Annotated in this window: 13 protein-coding genes; 12 read left to right on the top strand and 1 reads right to left on the bottom strand. The window is 64.4% G+C overall.

The features are described from left to right. Positions 1-78 precede the first annotated feature (78 nt). The 6 genes from ABI582_RS14500 (at position 79) to ABI582_RS14475 (ending at position 6478) form a co-directional block, all read left to right on the top strand. Positions 79-1479 carry a PAAR domain-containing protein gene (locus ABI582_RS14500; protein ID WP_442119513.1) on the top strand — a complete coding sequence of 467 codons (1401 nt, stop codon included), beginning with the start codon at positions 79-81 and terminating at the stop codon, positions 1477-1479. Further along, on the top strand, positions 1472-1873 hold the full coding sequence (locus ABI582_RS14495; RefSeq protein ID WP_442119512.1) for a hypothetical protein: 402 nt from the start codon (positions 1472-1474) through the stop codon (positions 1871-1873). Before ABI582_RS14500 ends, ABI582_RS14495 begins: the two co-directional genes overlap by 8 nt. 351 nt (positions 1874-2224) lie before the next feature. Then, positions 2225-3007 carry an aldolase gene (locus ABI582_RS14490; protein WP_442119511.1) on the top strand — a complete coding sequence of 261 codons (783 nt, stop codon included), beginning with the start codon at positions 2225-2227 and terminating at the stop codon, positions 3005-3007. Positions 3008-3051: 44 nt separating this feature from the next. Next, on the top strand, positions 3052-3939 hold the full coding sequence (locus ABI582_RS14485; protein ID WP_338746564.1) for a dihydrodipicolinate synthase family protein: 888 nt from the start codon (positions 3052-3054) through the stop codon (positions 3937-3939). A gap of 68 nt (positions 3940-4007) precedes the next feature. After that, a complete protein-coding gene (locus tag ABI582_RS14480; RefSeq protein WP_442119510.1) occupies positions 4008-5222 on the top strand; it encodes a benzoate/H(+) symporter BenE family transporter in 1215 nt (404 codons plus the stop codon). Positions 5223-5275: 53 nt separating this feature from the next. Further along, on the top strand, positions 5276-6478 hold the full coding sequence (locus tag ABI582_RS14475) for an MFS transporter (RefSeq protein ID WP_442119509.1): 1203 nt from the start codon (positions 5276-5278) through the stop codon (positions 6476-6478). Positions 6479-6592: 114 nt separating this feature from the next. Here ABI582_RS14475 and ABI582_RS14470 read toward each other — a convergent pair whose 3' ends face one another. Then, positions 6593-7861 carry a T6SS phospholipase effector Tle1-like catalytic domain-containing protein gene (locus tag ABI582_RS14470; protein ID WP_442119508.1) on the bottom strand — a complete coding sequence of 423 codons (1269 nt, stop codon included), beginning with the start codon at positions 7859-7861 and terminating at the stop codon, positions 6593-6595. Positions 7862-8092: 231 nt separating this feature from the next. On the opposite strand from ABI582_RS14470, the gene ABI582_RS14465 reads away from it, so the two are divergent. From ABI582_RS14465 to ABI582_RS14440, 6 genes are read left to right on the top strand one after another with little or no spacing between them, the layout of a single operon-like run. Continuing rightward, positions 8093-9052: an AAA family ATPase gene (locus ABI582_RS14465; RefSeq protein ID WP_016500830.1), complete on the top strand. Its 960-nt coding sequence runs from the start codon at positions 8093-8095 to the stop codon at positions 9050-9052. Between the two features lie 4 nt (positions 9053-9056). Next, positions 9057-10001 carry a DUF58 domain-containing protein gene (locus ABI582_RS14460; protein ID WP_442119507.1) on the top strand — a complete coding sequence of 315 codons (945 nt, stop codon included), beginning with the start codon at positions 9057-9059 and terminating at the stop codon, positions 9999-10001. Next, positions 9998-10492 carry a DUF4381 domain-containing protein gene (locus tag ABI582_RS14455; protein WP_016500832.1) on the top strand — a complete coding sequence of 165 codons (495 nt, stop codon included), beginning with the start codon at positions 9998-10000 and terminating at the stop codon, positions 10490-10492. Before ABI582_RS14460 ends, ABI582_RS14455 begins: the two co-directional genes overlap by 4 nt. Continuing rightward, positions 10485-11561 carry a vWA domain-containing protein gene (locus ABI582_RS14450; protein ID WP_442119506.1) on the top strand — a complete coding sequence of 359 codons (1077 nt, stop codon included), beginning with the start codon at positions 10485-10487 and terminating at the stop codon, positions 11559-11561. The genes ABI582_RS14455 and ABI582_RS14450 overlap by 8 nt, the downstream gene beginning before the upstream one ends. Beyond that, on the top strand, positions 11558-13276 hold the full coding sequence (locus tag ABI582_RS14445) for a tetratricopeptide repeat protein (RefSeq protein WP_442119505.1): 1719 nt from the start codon (positions 11558-11560) through the stop codon (positions 13274-13276). Before ABI582_RS14450 ends, ABI582_RS14445 begins: the two co-directional genes overlap by 4 nt. Beyond that, entirely contained in the window at positions 13273-14907 is a 1635-nt protein-coding gene (locus ABI582_RS14440) for a BatD family protein (protein WP_442119504.1), read from the top strand. Before ABI582_RS14445 ends, ABI582_RS14440 begins: the two co-directional genes overlap by 4 nt. Positions 14908-14936: the final 29 nt, after the last annotated feature.

The following is a 14936-nucleotide window of genomic DNA, read 5'->3' as shown; positions in this document are numbered from 1 at the left end:
AATTTAGACTGAAGCCAACCGGATATCCCTTACTGGTGTTAGGTTTCCAACCTGAACCATACACAGGGAGTTTGTTTTATGCGCGTCAGTCTAGAGGGCTTAGGTCAGGCTGTAGATGGCGATGTGACCACCACGGGTGCCATCTGCATTGCAACGGGGGCCGGCTATCTCGACGAAGGCAGAATGGTGCTCCGTGAAGGCGACCACACCACGCCATGCCCTCTTTGTGGGCAGGTGGGAACTGTCGCTGAGGGTGTGGATCACTTTATTTCCGATGGCCAGCGGGTGGCCATGGACGGGGCGCTGGTTGTCTGCGGGTGCTCGCCAGGCAGCAATCGGGTAGTCGCGCCGTTGTATGAAGCACCGCCGTCGATGTATCCCATTGCAGGGCGTGCCACAACCCACTTTACCGAGCCATCACCCACCGTCTACCGCGAGCGCTTCTCCCAACCCGTCATAGGTGCACTGCCCAGTACGCTGGAGCCTGGCTTCTACGTAGTTCCTCGACGCATGTCGTTCCCCCAGGTGCTTCTGCAATTGGCCGAGCACGATGCCACGTTGCCGATCTCCCGGTTGCAGCGGCTCAATCCGACATTTACACAAGGCTTCAAGGCCGGGGAAATCTTCGTTATCGGTGATCCTGACAACGCAAATGCCTGCACGCGCGAAGAGGGAGAACTGATGGCGGCTGCGCAGCATGCACGACGTGCTTTGGAGGTGCTCGACTACGCCGAAGCGGATTTCATGATGCAGCACCAGGCCGAAATCGCCGGCTTGCTCAGCAACGCCAGCCTGTCCATGGGCGTCGGCAAGGACATGCTGGATCAAGGTTTGAGACAGGTCGGTCATACATTGACCAGTATCGAGCAATTGCACCAGCGGGAGTTCATGCGCCATGGCCACTTGAACAGCCCAGGCTTTTTCGCTGAGCGGCGGCGGCTTTTGCAGCAGCTGGATGCACAGTTGAAAACGGCATTTCTGAACAAGCAGTTGAACCTTGGGAACTATGAGCGCTTGAGGAGGAGCTTGAAAATTTCGACCAAGAGTCTGGTCCATCACTGGTCGAAAGCGGGCGGGCCAGGGCAGATTCCGGGGTATGCGACGCATCTGGATAAGGTTGCCAAACTTAGTAAGTACCTTGCTTATGGTGGATATGCTGCGGTTGGACTAGGAGGGACTTCGTCCTACATGAACGTTCAGGAGGTTTGCCGGGCGGGCGAGACAGAGGCGTGTAAAAAGATCCGAATGACAGAAACAAGTAGTTTTGCCGGTAGCCTTGGATTAAGCACGCTCGCTTCTACTGGAGCTGGATTAACCGCCGGAACACTGTGCGCAGCTTTTGCGGTAGGGACCGCCGGAGTCAGCGTTCCGGTGTGCGTGATTTTGCTTGTCGGGGCTGGTGGGGCCGCCGGCGGCCTCGTAGGGGAGAAGCTGGGTGAGTCGGCAGGAGAGTTCATCTACGAGGCTACGCGTGATTGACATCAACGATTGGCCGGTCTCGGCGAAGATATTACTGGTAATAGGGCCATTTATCATTGGACTGCCTGGCCCGGCGATCCTTGCCTTCCTTATGCTAAGGAAGGATTACGATGTTGCATGCTCGGCGATTCAAAGTAACCCCTATATTGAATCTATGAAGCAGACGAGGGATAGGCGACGATTGAAATGGCGATGGATGCTGATGTGCATGATCGCTGGGTTGATAACATTTCCGGGCTTGGCATTACGCAGAGGTAAGCTAGATGCTGATGAATTGAAGCATTTCCCTGCGAAATTAAAATTCAAGTTGGCTCTTGCTACCTGGCTAACACTACTTGGTTGTGCTTGGATGATTGTTGCTTATACCCTCGTTGAACTCTCGGACGCGAGATAGGCATTTTGCAGGTCAGACCCGTAGTCGCGGGTCTTCCTCCTTTCCCACCGACTTGTCGTCGCTGTTCAAAAACCGCCCCAACTGTGCGCCCTCGATCACTATCTACTCCAGAAAATCATCGCCATGACGAATACGTTGTCCATCGACAGCGACACTCGACCAGCATACCGATGATGATGACCGAACAGCCTCTACCTGATCGGTAACCTCCAAAAAAGCCACTGATAGCGTACCCACGGGATGACACAATGCTTGCAAATGACACAGAGTGTCATTAAGATCGCCATGTGTCCTGGCAACGCCATCACGACGATCAGCCAACGCCAGCCCTTTCCCATGCAGGTACCGCCCATGACGACCACCATGCACACCCCCAAGGACCAGCTCGTCAAACTCGCCCAGCAGCAGATGCTGACGGCCCTGGCCGACAACACCTACACCTCCCGGCAAAAGCTTGCCCTCACCTGCCGCATCCTGTTCGACGGCGGCCACGACTCTGGCCTGGCCGGGCAGATCACCGCACGTGCGCAGGAGCCTGGCACCTACTACACCCAGCAACTGGGCCTGGGCTTCGACGAAATCGCCGCCTCCAACCTGCTGGTGGTGGACGAGGACCTCACCGTGCTGCAAGGCCGCGGCATGGCCAACCCGGCCAACCGTTTCCACAGCTGGCTGTACCGGGCCCGCCCCGACGTCAACTGCATCATCCACACCCACCCGCTGCACAGCGCTGCCCTGTCGATGCTGGAAGTGCCGCTGGCCATTTCGCACATGGACCTGTGCCCGTTGTTCGATGACTGCGCATTCCTCAAGGAATGGCCAGGCGTGCCGGTGGGCAACGAGGAAGGTGAAATCATCGCCAAGGCGATTGGCGACAAGCGTGCAATCCTGCTTTCCCACCACGGCCTGTTGATTGCCGGTGGCTCGATCGAGGAAGCCTGCGTACTTGCCCTGCTGTTCGAGCGCGCCGCAAAGATGCAATTGCTGGCCATGGGCGCCGGTGAAATCCGCCCCATCCCCGAAGCACTGGGCAAAGAAGCCCACGACTGGATCTCCACCCCCAAACGTCACGGCGCCGCGTTCAGCTACTACGCACGCCGGGCCTTGCGTGCCCACGGCGACTGCCTGGGCTGATCGAAGCTGTACTCTTTCCTCAACAACGGCAGAGGTGCCTGGTCATGTCTACACCTGTAATTCGCGGCGTTATCGGTTACACCATCACCCCCTTCAAGGCTGACGGCACGCTCGACCTGGATGCCCTGGGTACATCCATCGACAGCCTGATCGCAGACGGCGTGCACGCCATCGCACCGCTGGGCAGCACCGGCGAAGGGGCCTACCTGTCCGATAGCGAATGGGAAACCGTGGTGCGCTTCAGCCAGGCACGCATTGCCGGGCGCGTGCCCAGCGTGGTCAGCGTCTCCGACCTGACCACCGCCCGTACCGTGCAGCGCGCCCGCCTGGCGCAGGCCTGCGGTGCCACGGCAGTGATGGTGCTGCCCATTTCCTACTGGAAGCTCACCGAAGCCGAAGTGATCGCCCACTACAAGGCCGTCGGCGCGGCCATCGACATCCCGATCATGCTTTACAACAACCCGGGCACCAGCGGCACCGACCTGTCGGTGGAACTGATCCTGCGCATCCTCGGCGAGGTGCCCAATGTGACCATGGTCAAGGAAAGCACCGGTGACATTCAGCGCATGCACCGCCTGTTCAAGGCCACCGATGGCCAGGTGGCGTTCTACAACGGCTGCAACCCGCTGACCCTGGAAGCGCTGGTGGCCGGCGCCACCGGCTGGTGCACCGCCGCACCCAACCTGATCCCGGCACTGAACCTGGCGCTGTGGGACGCCGTGCAGCACGGCGACCTGGCCGAAGCCCGCGCGCTGTTCTACCGCCAGTACGAGCTGCTCGAATACATCACCCGCCGCGGCCTGCCCACCACCATCAAGGCCGGCCTGAAAATGCTCGGCCAGGATGTCGGCGCACCGCGCCTTCCCCTCCAGCCGCTGGATGCGCAAGGCAGCAACTACCTGAAAAGCCTGCTGACCGAACTGGCCAACTGACCTTGAAACCTGCCCGGCGGCATCTCGCCGCCGGGCCTTGCTGCACCCGACCTTTACCAGAGGCAACCATGGACGCGCCTGCACAAAGCTCTTCAACCCCGTTTCGGCTTACGGACATCCTGCACCCCGTGATAGCCGGGCTGGTTTCGGTCATCGTCAACTACGGTGGCACCTTCATCCTGGTGTTCCAGGCCGCCAAGGTTGCCGGGTTGAGCCCGGAGCTGACTTCATCCTGGGTCTGGGCCGTGTCGATCGGTGTCGGCCTCAGCGGCCTGGTGCTGTCCTGGTACAGCCGCGAACCGGTGATCACCGCCTGGTCCACGCCGGCAGCCGCATTCTTGGTCACGGCCCTGGCCACCGTGCCTTACAGCGAAGCCATCGGTGCCTACTTGTTGTCGGCCGCCGGCTTCGTGGTGCTAGGGCTGACCGGGTGCTTCGAGCGCCTGGTGCGGGTCATCCCCGGAGGCGTTGCGGCCGGATTGCTGGCGGGTATCCTGCTGCAGTTCGGCATCGGCGCCTTTGCCGGCCTGTCTGTCGACCCGGCCCTGGCAGGGCTGCTGATTGTGGCCTACGTGGCCTTCAAACGCTTCACCGCCCGCTACGCCGTGGTCGGCATTCTGCTACTGGGCCTGGGCTACCTGCTGGTGCAGGGGCAAGCAGGCCTGACGGCATTGCGGCTGGAATTCGCCTCACCGGTGTTCACCGCGCCCACCTTCACCCTCAACGCCGCCCTCAGCGTGGCCCTGCCCTTGTTCCTGATCACCCTCACAGGCCAGTACATGCCCGGTATGCTGGTGCTGCGCAACGACGGCTTCAAGACCAGCGCCAACCCCATTGTCGCGGTCACCGGCCTGGGCTCGTTGCTGATGGCGCCATTCGGTTCACACGCCTTCAACATCGCCGCCATCACCGCGGCCATCTGCACCGGCAAGGAAGCCCATGAAGACCCGGGCAAGCGCTGGGTGGCGGGGATTGCTGCCGGTGTCTGCTACATCCTCGTGGGGGTGTTCGGGGTCACCCTGGCGAGTGTGTTCATGGCCCTGCCGGGCACCTTCATCACCACCTTGGCCGGCCTTGCCCTGCTGGGCACCATCGGTGCCAGCCTGGCCAGCGCAATGGCCGATGCCCGCTCGCGCGAAGCCGCACTGATCACCTTCCTGGCGGCCGCGGCCAACATCAGCCTGTTCGGCATTGGCGGAGCCTTCTGGGGCCTGGTCATTGGCCTGCTGGCCTATGCCGTGCTGAACGGGCGCCTGCCTCGCGTCAACCGCTCACCCCGGTAATAGCTTGCCCCCTACCCTGCACCATGTGCCCACGCCGTTCGACAGGTATCGACATGCCCCACGCTGGCCCCAAGCTGCTTACCCAAATTGCTGCCGTGCACTTCGTCAGCCATGTGCACATCATGCTGATCCCGGCATTGCTGCCCGTCCTCCCCGGCTTGCTGGGCGTGGGGTTCGTCGAGCTTGGCGTAGCCCTGGCGGTGTTCAACATTGTCTCTGCCCTGGTGCAGGCACCGCTGGGCTATGCCGTCGACCACTACGGTGCGCGCAAGGTGCTCAAGGCAGGGTTGTTGCTGGGCAGCCTCAGTTTCCTGCTGCTGGCGGTCAGCCCCGGCTATGCGGTATTGCTAATAACGATGGCCATGGCGGGCCTGGCCAATGGCGTTTACCACCCTGCCGATTACGCGTTGCTGGCCAACGGCATCGAGCAAGGCCGCCTGGGGCGCTCGTTTTCGATCCATACCTTCGCCGGTTTCCTCGGTTCGGCGGTAACGCCCGCGGTGTTTCTCGGCATCGCTGCCGCGTTCGGTACACAGGCAGCCTTGGCAGCGGGTGCAGTGGTGGGTGTTGCCGCTCTTATGCTGATCTCGGTGCCAGGCAGCGGTGTCTATCAGGTATCCGGGCATGGCCGCACAAGTGACACTGGAGCTGCCGCTGCGCCGGGCCGCGTGCGCTTGCTCACGCCGATGATCGGCGTGTTGACGGTGCTGTTCATCCTGCTGAACCTGAGTACCAGTGCCATCGAGAAATTCTCCGTAGCCGCCCTGGTCCAGGGCCAAGGCCTGACCCTGGCCTGGGCGAACACGGCGCTCACGGCCTTTCTGCTGTGCAGTGCAGTGGGCGTTTTGTGCGGCGGGGCCTTGGCTGACCGCACCCGCCGCCATGGCCTGGTGGCCGCCATGGCCTTTGCCCTGGCGGCGGCGCTGACCACGCTGGTGGCGCTGGGGCTGGTGCAGGGCTGGGCATTGGTAGTGGTGCTGGGGGCCATCGGCTTGCTGACCGGGGTAATCGCACCATCGCGGGACATGCTGGTCAAGGCAGCAGCGCCACGTGGTGCCGAGGGCAAAACCTTCGGGCTGGTCTCGACCGGCTTCAACATCGGCGGCGCCATCGGGCCGATTGCGTTCGGCTGGATGCTCGACCAGCGCCTGCCTGAGGGCATCTTCATCGCTTCGGTAGTGTTCATGCTGCTGACCGTGCTGCTGACCCTGGCGCAGGAGGCATACCTATCCAGAAAGCCTCGCCAGCTGGCTTAGACCCTAGGGCTGCTTTGCAGCCCTTTCGCCGGCAAGCCAGCTCCCACAGGACTCCACACTGCTTGAGTGCGGCGCGATCCAGGTGGGAGCCGGCTTGCCGGCGATGAGGCCGGTTCAGGTTGATAAAGCTACCGGGTTCGCATGCACCACTCGCCCGCCTGCCGCTGGCCGATTGATGAACAGCACATCCAGCACACTGTTGTGCAACCCCTTCAGCGCATTCCAGTTCGCCGAGGCGTGCACATACCTGTCACGCAACAGCCGCTGCTCATCCTCGGTCAGCCCAGGCTGTTCACATTCACCCAAGGCAAACGCATGCAACTTGCGGCTGATCTCCAGCAATTCAGCCGGCAACACATGATCAGCCTGCCCGCCCAGCGGCGCAAACGGCACCCCCGCCTGCACCGCCAGCTCACGCATGACACTCAGGTACACACGGGAAAGCTGCCCCGCCACCTCCCGCTCCCGGTACACCGCCGCATACACCTGCTTCTGCGCCTCGTCCGGCCGCCCGCCGGCAATCGGTTCCTCCCAAGTAATCACCCTTGCACCCAGGTCACCAACCGCTGCGCCCAACAGGTCACTCACCTTGGCATGCACACACGTCCGATCGGCGCGCATAGACGATGGCACACGTTGTGACTGAGGTTTGCACAACAGCACCTGCTCATGCGTGAAGTCCGGGTAACCACCGCCGATGTTCGAATGCACACCCGGCAACACGATGTCGTGACCGCTGCTCACCAATGGGAAGTTGTGCCGCTGCTCATCCCCGGCCACCAATTGCACCACGTGCCGGGCAATACCCTTACCCAGGCCCAGGCGCAAGCCGCCATGGCGGTCGTCGGCAGGGTCGAAATCGCCCTGCAACGGCGCAACGATCGCCGCCACGGTGTCGAACAGGCCTATGAAATTGATCGTGATGCCGCAAGGGACGGCCAGCACCCCGCCCCCGTCAGCGTGCAGCAGATTTGCCAAGTGACGCACCGCCGCGGCACCGCGGCTGAAGCCGAACAGGTCGAACTCGACCCCCTCAAGTCTTGCGAGAGGATGGGCGTACGCCCAATCTCGCAGCTGCCCGGCGATACCCTCCAATGCCTCTGTAACTCGTGATTCGACGCCGGTGCGCCCCCGCCCGGTGGCCGAGGCATACGCATGATCCTCAGCGCCCTCCAGGGTTCCCACCCCCTCGACATAATGGCTGAGAAACGCCATGGCGCCGTCGCCGCTCGGCCCCTCTGCCGGATAAAGCGCGTGCAACAGTGCCACATTGCTCAAGGCGTTGGTATAACTGGCGCCCTTGCCGCCATTCGACTCTGTCGGCATCACATTGTGCTGGTTATTACCGGTGCCATCGAAAAACACGCCAAATCTCAAGATCATCGTTTTGCTCCTGCTTGCGTCTAAAACACAAGCAGGCGCCAGGGCGCCGCCGCTGAACATCAGCTTATGGCCAGCCATTTGCAGGACATTTCTGTACGTGCATGGCCCAGGGCCGGATAAATTTCCAAGCCGCCATTGGTCGCCACCCCCCCGGATGGATTAAAGTATCACCCCTTGCCAGGGCAGCTGCCTCCAGCCCCGCCTGCGGCCCCATACCAGGAACCGTCACCGATGGAACACCGTGAAGCGCTGACCGCGCTGCGCACCTTTCTTTCTTCGCAGATCCTAGGCCAGGAGAAACTGGTCGAACGGCTGTTGATCGTGCTGCTGGCCGACGGCCACATGCTGGTCGAAGGTGCGCCGGGCCTGGCCAAGACCAAGGCCATCAAAGAACTCGCCGAAGGCATCGAGGCACAGTTCCATCGCATCCAGTTCACCCCCGACTTGCTCCCGGCCGACATCACCGGTACCGAAATCTACCGCCCGGAAACCGGCAGCTTCGTGTTCCAGCAGGGGCCGATCTTCCACAACCTGGTGCTGGCCGACGAAATCAACCGCGCCCCGGCCAAGGTGCAGTCGGCACTGCTCGAAGCCATGGCCGAGCGCCAGGTCAGCGTGGGCCGCAGCACCTACGACCTGTCGCCGCTGTTCCTGGTCATGGCCACGCAGAACCCGATCGAGCAGGAAGGTACCTACCCGCTGCCCGAAGCCCAGCTCGACCGCTTCCTGATGCACGTAAAAATCGGCTTCCCCGACGCTGCGGTGGAGCGGCGCATCCTGGCGCAAGCCCGTGGCGAAGCGCTGGGCGGCGAAACCAAGCCCGAGCGCCGGGTCAGCCAGCAGGCCATCTTTGCCGCGCGCAAGGAAATCCTCGGCCTGTACATGGCCGACGCGGTGGAGGAATACCTGGTACAACTGGTAATGGCCACCCGCACCCCGGCCAAGTTCGACACCGAGCTGGCCGACTGGATCGCCTACGGCGCCAGCCCACGCGGTTCCATCTCGCTGGACCGCTGTGCACGTGCCCACGCCTGGCTGGCCGGGCGCGACTTCGTCAGCCCAGAAGACATCCAGGCCGTGCTGTTCGACGTGCTGCGCCACCGCATCATCCTGTCGTTCGAGGCCGAAGCGGCAGGCATCGACCAGGACCGCGTGGTCCAGCGCATCCTCGACGTCGTCGCCGTTGCCTGACCCAATGCCCACCGCGCAGCTGGCCGAACCCGGCATCCGCATCGGCCTTGCCCAGCTGATCGACATGCGCCACCGCGTGCGCGAAATCCAGCTGTTTTCCAAGCCGGGCCAGCGCAGCCCGCTGGTGGGCCTGCACCATTCCAAGCTGCGCGGGCGCGGGGTGGACTTCGACCAGGTGCGCGTGTACCAGGCCGGCGACGATGTGCGCAATATCGACTGGCGGGTCACCGCACGCACCCAGGAACCGCACACCAAGCTGTTCCACGAAGAGCGCGAGCGGCCGATCTTCATCCTCGTCGAGCAAAGCCAGCGGCTGTTCTTCGGTTCGGGCCTGCTGTTCAAGTCAGTATTGGCGGCCCAGGCCGCGGCCCTGTTCGGCTGGGCCGCACTGGGGCACAACGACCGCATCGGCGGGCTGGTGTTCGGCGACAACGACCCCCACGAAATCAAGCCCCGGCGCAGCAAGCAGAGCCTGCTGCAACTGCTCAACCGCCTCGCCAAGGTCAACCAGTCGCTGCACACCGAAGCCGTGCCACAGGCCGACAGCCTTGGCCTGGCCTTGCGCCGGGCCCGCGAAGTACTGCGCCCGGGCAGCCTGGCCATTGTCATCTGTGACGAGCGTTCGTTGAGCGCACAGTGCGAACAGCACCTGGCCATGCTCTCGCGTCACTGCGACCTGCTGCTATTGCCCGTATCCGACCCGCTCGACCACGCCCTGCCCGCCGCCGGCCTGTTACGCTTCGCCCAGCGCGGCGCGCAGCTGGAGCTCGACACCCTGGACGCCAACCTGCGCCAGGCTTATCGCAAGCAGGCCGAGGCGCGCATCGAGCGCTGGGAGCTGATGGCCCAGAAGCTGCGCGTCGTGCTGATGCCACTTAGCACCCAAAGCGACATGATCGAGCAGTTGCGCGAATACCTGAACGCCCAGCGGCCAAGGAGCGCGTCATGAACCCGCTCGACCAGTTGCACCCGCTGATCGACCCGACGCCTGTCGGCCTGTGGCCGCCGGCACCCGGCTGGTGGCTGCTGCTGGCTGTGCTGCCATTGCTGGGTTGGGGGCTGTGGCGGCTGCGCCGCTGGCGGCCGGGCAAACGCCGTATCGTGCGCGCCGAACAGCCCCTGGACCCGGTGCGTGTGGAAGCCCTGGCCGAGCTGGCACGCCTGCCGCGCCCGTACGACGGCGCCCCGGCCGGCGCCTGGCTGCAACAGATCAATGCCCTGCTCAAGCGCCTGTGCCGCAGCCATTATCCGGGCGCCAACAGCCACACCCTCAACGGCCGCCAGTGGCTGGCATTTCTCGACAACCGCTGCCCAGCCGCCGGCCTGACCCGCTGGATGGTGCTGGTCGAGGGCGCCTACAAGCCCGAGTGCAAGCTCGACGACAAGGCCATTGTCGGGCTCAGCCAGGCCGTCGAAACCTGGATCCGCAAGCATGTTTGAACTGGCCTGGCCGTGGGTCTTCGCCCTGTTGCCGCTGCCGTGGCTGATGCGCCTGCTGCTGCCGGCCGCCGACAGCGGCGAGCCGGTGCTCAAGGTAGGCTTCCTCAACGAACTGGAAAGCCTGGCCGGGCGACGCGCACGCCTCAACCTGCCCACCTGGCGCCAGCAGGCGCCGTTCGTGGTCATCTGGCTGTTGCTGCTATGCGCCGCCGCCCGCCCGCAGTGGTTGGGTGAACCGGTACCGGTGGCTGCCAGTGGCCGCGACCTGCTGGTGGCGGTGGACGTGTCCGGGTCGATGGACTTCCCCGACATGCAGTGGCAAAACGAAGACATCAGCCGCCTCGACCTGGTCAAGGCACTGATGGGCGACTTCCTGCAAGACCGTGAAGGCGACCGCGTGGGCCTGATCCTGTTCGGCAGCCAGGCGTACCTGCAGGCGCCGCTCACCTTCGACCGGCGCACCGTGCGCACCTTCCTCGACGAAGCGCAGATCGGCATCGCCGGCAAAAACACTGCCATCGGTGACGCCATTGGCCTGGCGGTCAAGCGCCTGCGCCAACGGCCGTCACAAAGCCGAGTGCTGGTGCTGATCACCGACGGCGCCAACAACGGCGGGCAAATCCACCCGCTGACCGCTGCCCGCCTGGCCGCCCAGGAAGGGGTACGCATCTACACCATCGGCATTGGCGCCAACCCCGACGCCAGTGGCACCCCCGGTCTGCTTGGCCTCAATCCGAGCCTGGATCTGGATGAGGCCTCACTCAAGGAAATCGCCGACATCACCCACGGCGCCTATTTCCGTGCCCATGACGGTGCCGAACTGGACGCCATCGGCGACGCCCTCGACCAGTTGGAGCCGGTAGCCCAGCAACCGACCCGGGCACGCACCGCCCATGCCCTGTACGCCTGGCCCCTGGCCCTGGCACTGCTGCTCAGCGTGCTGCTGGTGGTGGCCGTGCAATGGCCCGACAACCTGCTGCAACGGCTGCTGCGCAAGCCGCGGTTCCTGCAGCCGCACCCGGAATGGCGCCAGCGCCTGAAGCGCCTGCGCCTGCGGAGGCGGCGATGATCGATCTGTGGCCCCAATGGCTGCGCCCGCTGTGGTTGCTGGCCGTGCCCCTGCTCGGCTGGCTGCTGTACAAGCTGTGGCACAGGCGCAAACGCGCCGGGCGCTGGCAGATGATCTTGCCGCCTGCCTTCCATGGCGTATTGCTGGGCGGTGGCAGCGGCAGCACCAGCAAGCTGCCGTGGATAGCACTGGGCCTGGCCTGGGCGCTGGTGGTCCTGGCCCTGCTCGGGCCCAGCTGGCAACGGGTGGAAGAAAACCGCCAACGCCCGGCCGACCCGCTGGTGATCTTGCTGGAGCTGACCCCACAGATGCTCGCCGAAGACAGCCCGCCCAACCGCCTGGAACAGGCCCGGCGCAAGGTCCTCGACCTGCTCGAACACCGCCGCGACAGCCAGACCGCGCTGGTGGTGTACGCCGGCTCGGCGCACACCCTGGTGCCGCTGTCCGATGACCTGGCCACCACCCGCAACCTGCTGGAGGCCATCGACCCGTCGATCATGCCAAAACCTGGCCAACGTGCCGACCTGGCCGTGCAGAAGGGCCTGGCCTTGCTGGCCCAGAGTGGCCTGGGCCAAGGCCGCTTGCTGCTGATTGGCTCGTCGCTGAGCGCCCCGGAACGCCAAGGCATCAGCCAGGCACTCGGCCGCCAGGGCCCGAGCCTGCTGATGCTGGGTATCGGCAGCCGCGAAGGCGCCCCGGTGCGCCAGGCCAGCGGCGAATACCTCAAGGACGACCAGGGCGGAATCTTGCTGCCTCGGCTGGACAGCGCCAGCCTCAAGGGCTTCATCAGCGGCACTGGCGGGCGCTACCGGCATGCCCGCATCGACGACCTCGACCTGCGCGGCCTGGGCCTGTTCGACAACCCCCGCACCGCGCGCAATGACGGCCAGACCCTGCAACTGGACAGCTGGGCCGACCAGGGGTACTGGCTGCTGATCCCGTTGCTGTTGCTGGCTGCCTGTGCCGGCCGACGCGGCTGGCTGTTCTGCCTGCCACTGCTGCTGGCCCTGCCACAGCCCAGCCAGGCGTTCGAGTTCAACGACCTGTGGCTGCGCCCCGATCAGCAAGGCCAGCGCCTGCTGGAGCAAAACCGCCCGGCCAGCGCCGCCCGCCACTTCCAGGACCCGCAGTGGCGCGGCATGGCCCTGTACCAGGCCGGCGACTATGCCGGCGCCGCCGAGGCGTTTTCCCAAGGCGATACGGCCGCCGCCCACTACAATCGAGGCAATGCCCTTGCCCGCAGCGGTGAACTGGAAGCCGCCCTGGACGCCTACGAACAAGCCCTGGAGCGCCAGCCAGACCTGCAACCCGCGCTGGACAACCAGGCGCTGGTGCAACAAATGCTGCAACAGCGCGAGGCCAAGGCCGAAGAGCAGCCGGCCAACAGCGATGCCCAAGGTACCCCCGGCAGCGAAACCGAGGGCAACAGCAGCTCGGCCAGCAGCCCGGCCCAAGGCACGCCCGGCAGCGACGAACAAGCCAACGCCGAACAGCCCGGTGAAAACAGCACTAACAGCCAGGCCGCGCCCGGCAACCAGGCGGGTGCTGACGACGACGTCATCCAGCCGCCACAGCGCCCGGTATCGACCAACCTCGACACCGAACAGCGTCAGGCCCTGGAACAATGGCTGCGGGAGATCCCCGATAACCCGGCGGAGCTGCTGCGGCGCAAATTCTGGTATGAACAGCAATTGCATCAGGAAACCCCACGATGAGTCGCTTCGGCGTCTTTCTGCTCACCCTGCTATGGGCCGTGCTGGCCCAGGCCGAGCCGCTGCTGAAAGCCAGCGTTGACCGCACCCGCCTGGAAGCCGGCGAAAGCCTGGAGCTGACCCTGGAAAGCCAGGACGTCACCCAGTTCGGCAAGCCCGACCTGCGCGCCCTGGAAGGTGACTTCGAAGTACGCGGCACACGCCAACTGAACAGCCTGCACACCCTCGACGGCGAAACCCGCGCCAGTACCCGCTGGATCATCACCCTGCTGCCACGTCGCAGCGGCAGCCTGCGTATTCCCGAACTGCAGCTGGGCCAGTCGCACAGCCAGGCCATCGAACTGCAAGTGCTGCAGGCCGATGCCAATCGCCAGGACAGCGCCTCGCAAGTGTTCATCGAAGCGACCCTGGACAGCAGCGACGTCTACGTCCAGGCCCAGGCCGTACTGACCCTGCGCATCTACCATTCGGTGGCGCTGTACGACGACAGCAACCTCAGCCCGCTGCAACTGGAGAACGCCAAGGTCGAGCCGCTGGGCGAATCGCGCACATATGAAAAGGAAATCAACGGCGTGCGTCATGGCGTGATCGAAACCCGCTACGCGGTGTACGCCCAGCAAAGTGGCAGCCTCGACATTCCACCGCTGACCTTTACCGCCACTGCCGCCGCCAGCAACGACGAAGCCTCACAGGCCAATGGCACGGCCCGCGCCGGCCGCCAGGTACAGGTCAGTTCGCTGCCCTTGCGCCTGAACGTGCGGCCGATTCCCGCGGCCTGGCCCGCTGGCGTACCGTGGCTGCCAGCCCGCAGCCTGACCCTGGAAGAGCACTGGAACCCCGACCCGGGCAGCCAGCAAGTGCAGATTGGCGACTCGCTGACGCGCAACATCACCTTGCGCGCCGAGGGCTTGTCCAGCACCCAACTGCCACCGCTGCCCGCCACAGAAATCATCGGCCTGCGCCGCTACCCCGACCAGCCGCTGCTGCGCAACGAAATCAGCGAGCGCGGCATGACCGCCAACCGCGAAGAGCGCGAAGCCCTGGTGCCGACGCACGCAGGTGCGCTGACCTTGCCGGCGCTGGAAGTGGCCTGGTGGAACACCCGCGAAGACCATCTGGAACACAGCAGCCTGCCAGCGCGCACATTGAACGTGCAAGACAACCCGGCGCTGAGCGCCGACACCCCGGTGGGCGACAACAGCAGCGCCAGCACCCTGCTGTGGCCTTGGCAACTGGCCACACTGGTGTTCGCCCTGACCACCGTGCTGGGCTTCGCCCTGTGGTGGCGCGCCCGCTCGCGGCCTGCGGTGCTGCGCGCGGCGCAAAACGGGCCAAGCCCGCGCACATTGCTGGACGACCTCAAGCGTGCGTGCCAGGCCAACGACCCGCAGGCCACACGCCAGGCGCTGGATGCCTGGGCCCGGCAACAGCCGGAAACCCTGGCCGAGATGGCTGCGCGCTTCGTGCCGTTGTCGGATGCACTGGATGGGTTGAACGGGGCGTTGTACAGCGAAACCGGGCAGTATTGGCAGGGTGAGGACTTGTGGCGGGCGATTGGCACCATTCCGCCGGCTGAGCAGGTGTTGCTGCCCGCAGGTGAGAACGGCAGCTTGCCGCCGCTGTATCCCAAGTAGGCCACCAGGTGTTCGCCACAAGGTTTTCA

The sequence above is a fragment of the Pseudomonas sp. SAS7 genome (assembly GCF_052112345.1).
GTDB classification, from domain to species: domain Bacteria; phylum Pseudomonadota; class Gammaproteobacteria; order Pseudomonadales; family Pseudomonadaceae; genus Aquipseudomonas; species Aquipseudomonas putida_Q.
Note: the sequence above shows the minus strand (reverse complement) of the source record. Positions and strands in the feature narration are given on the sequence as shown.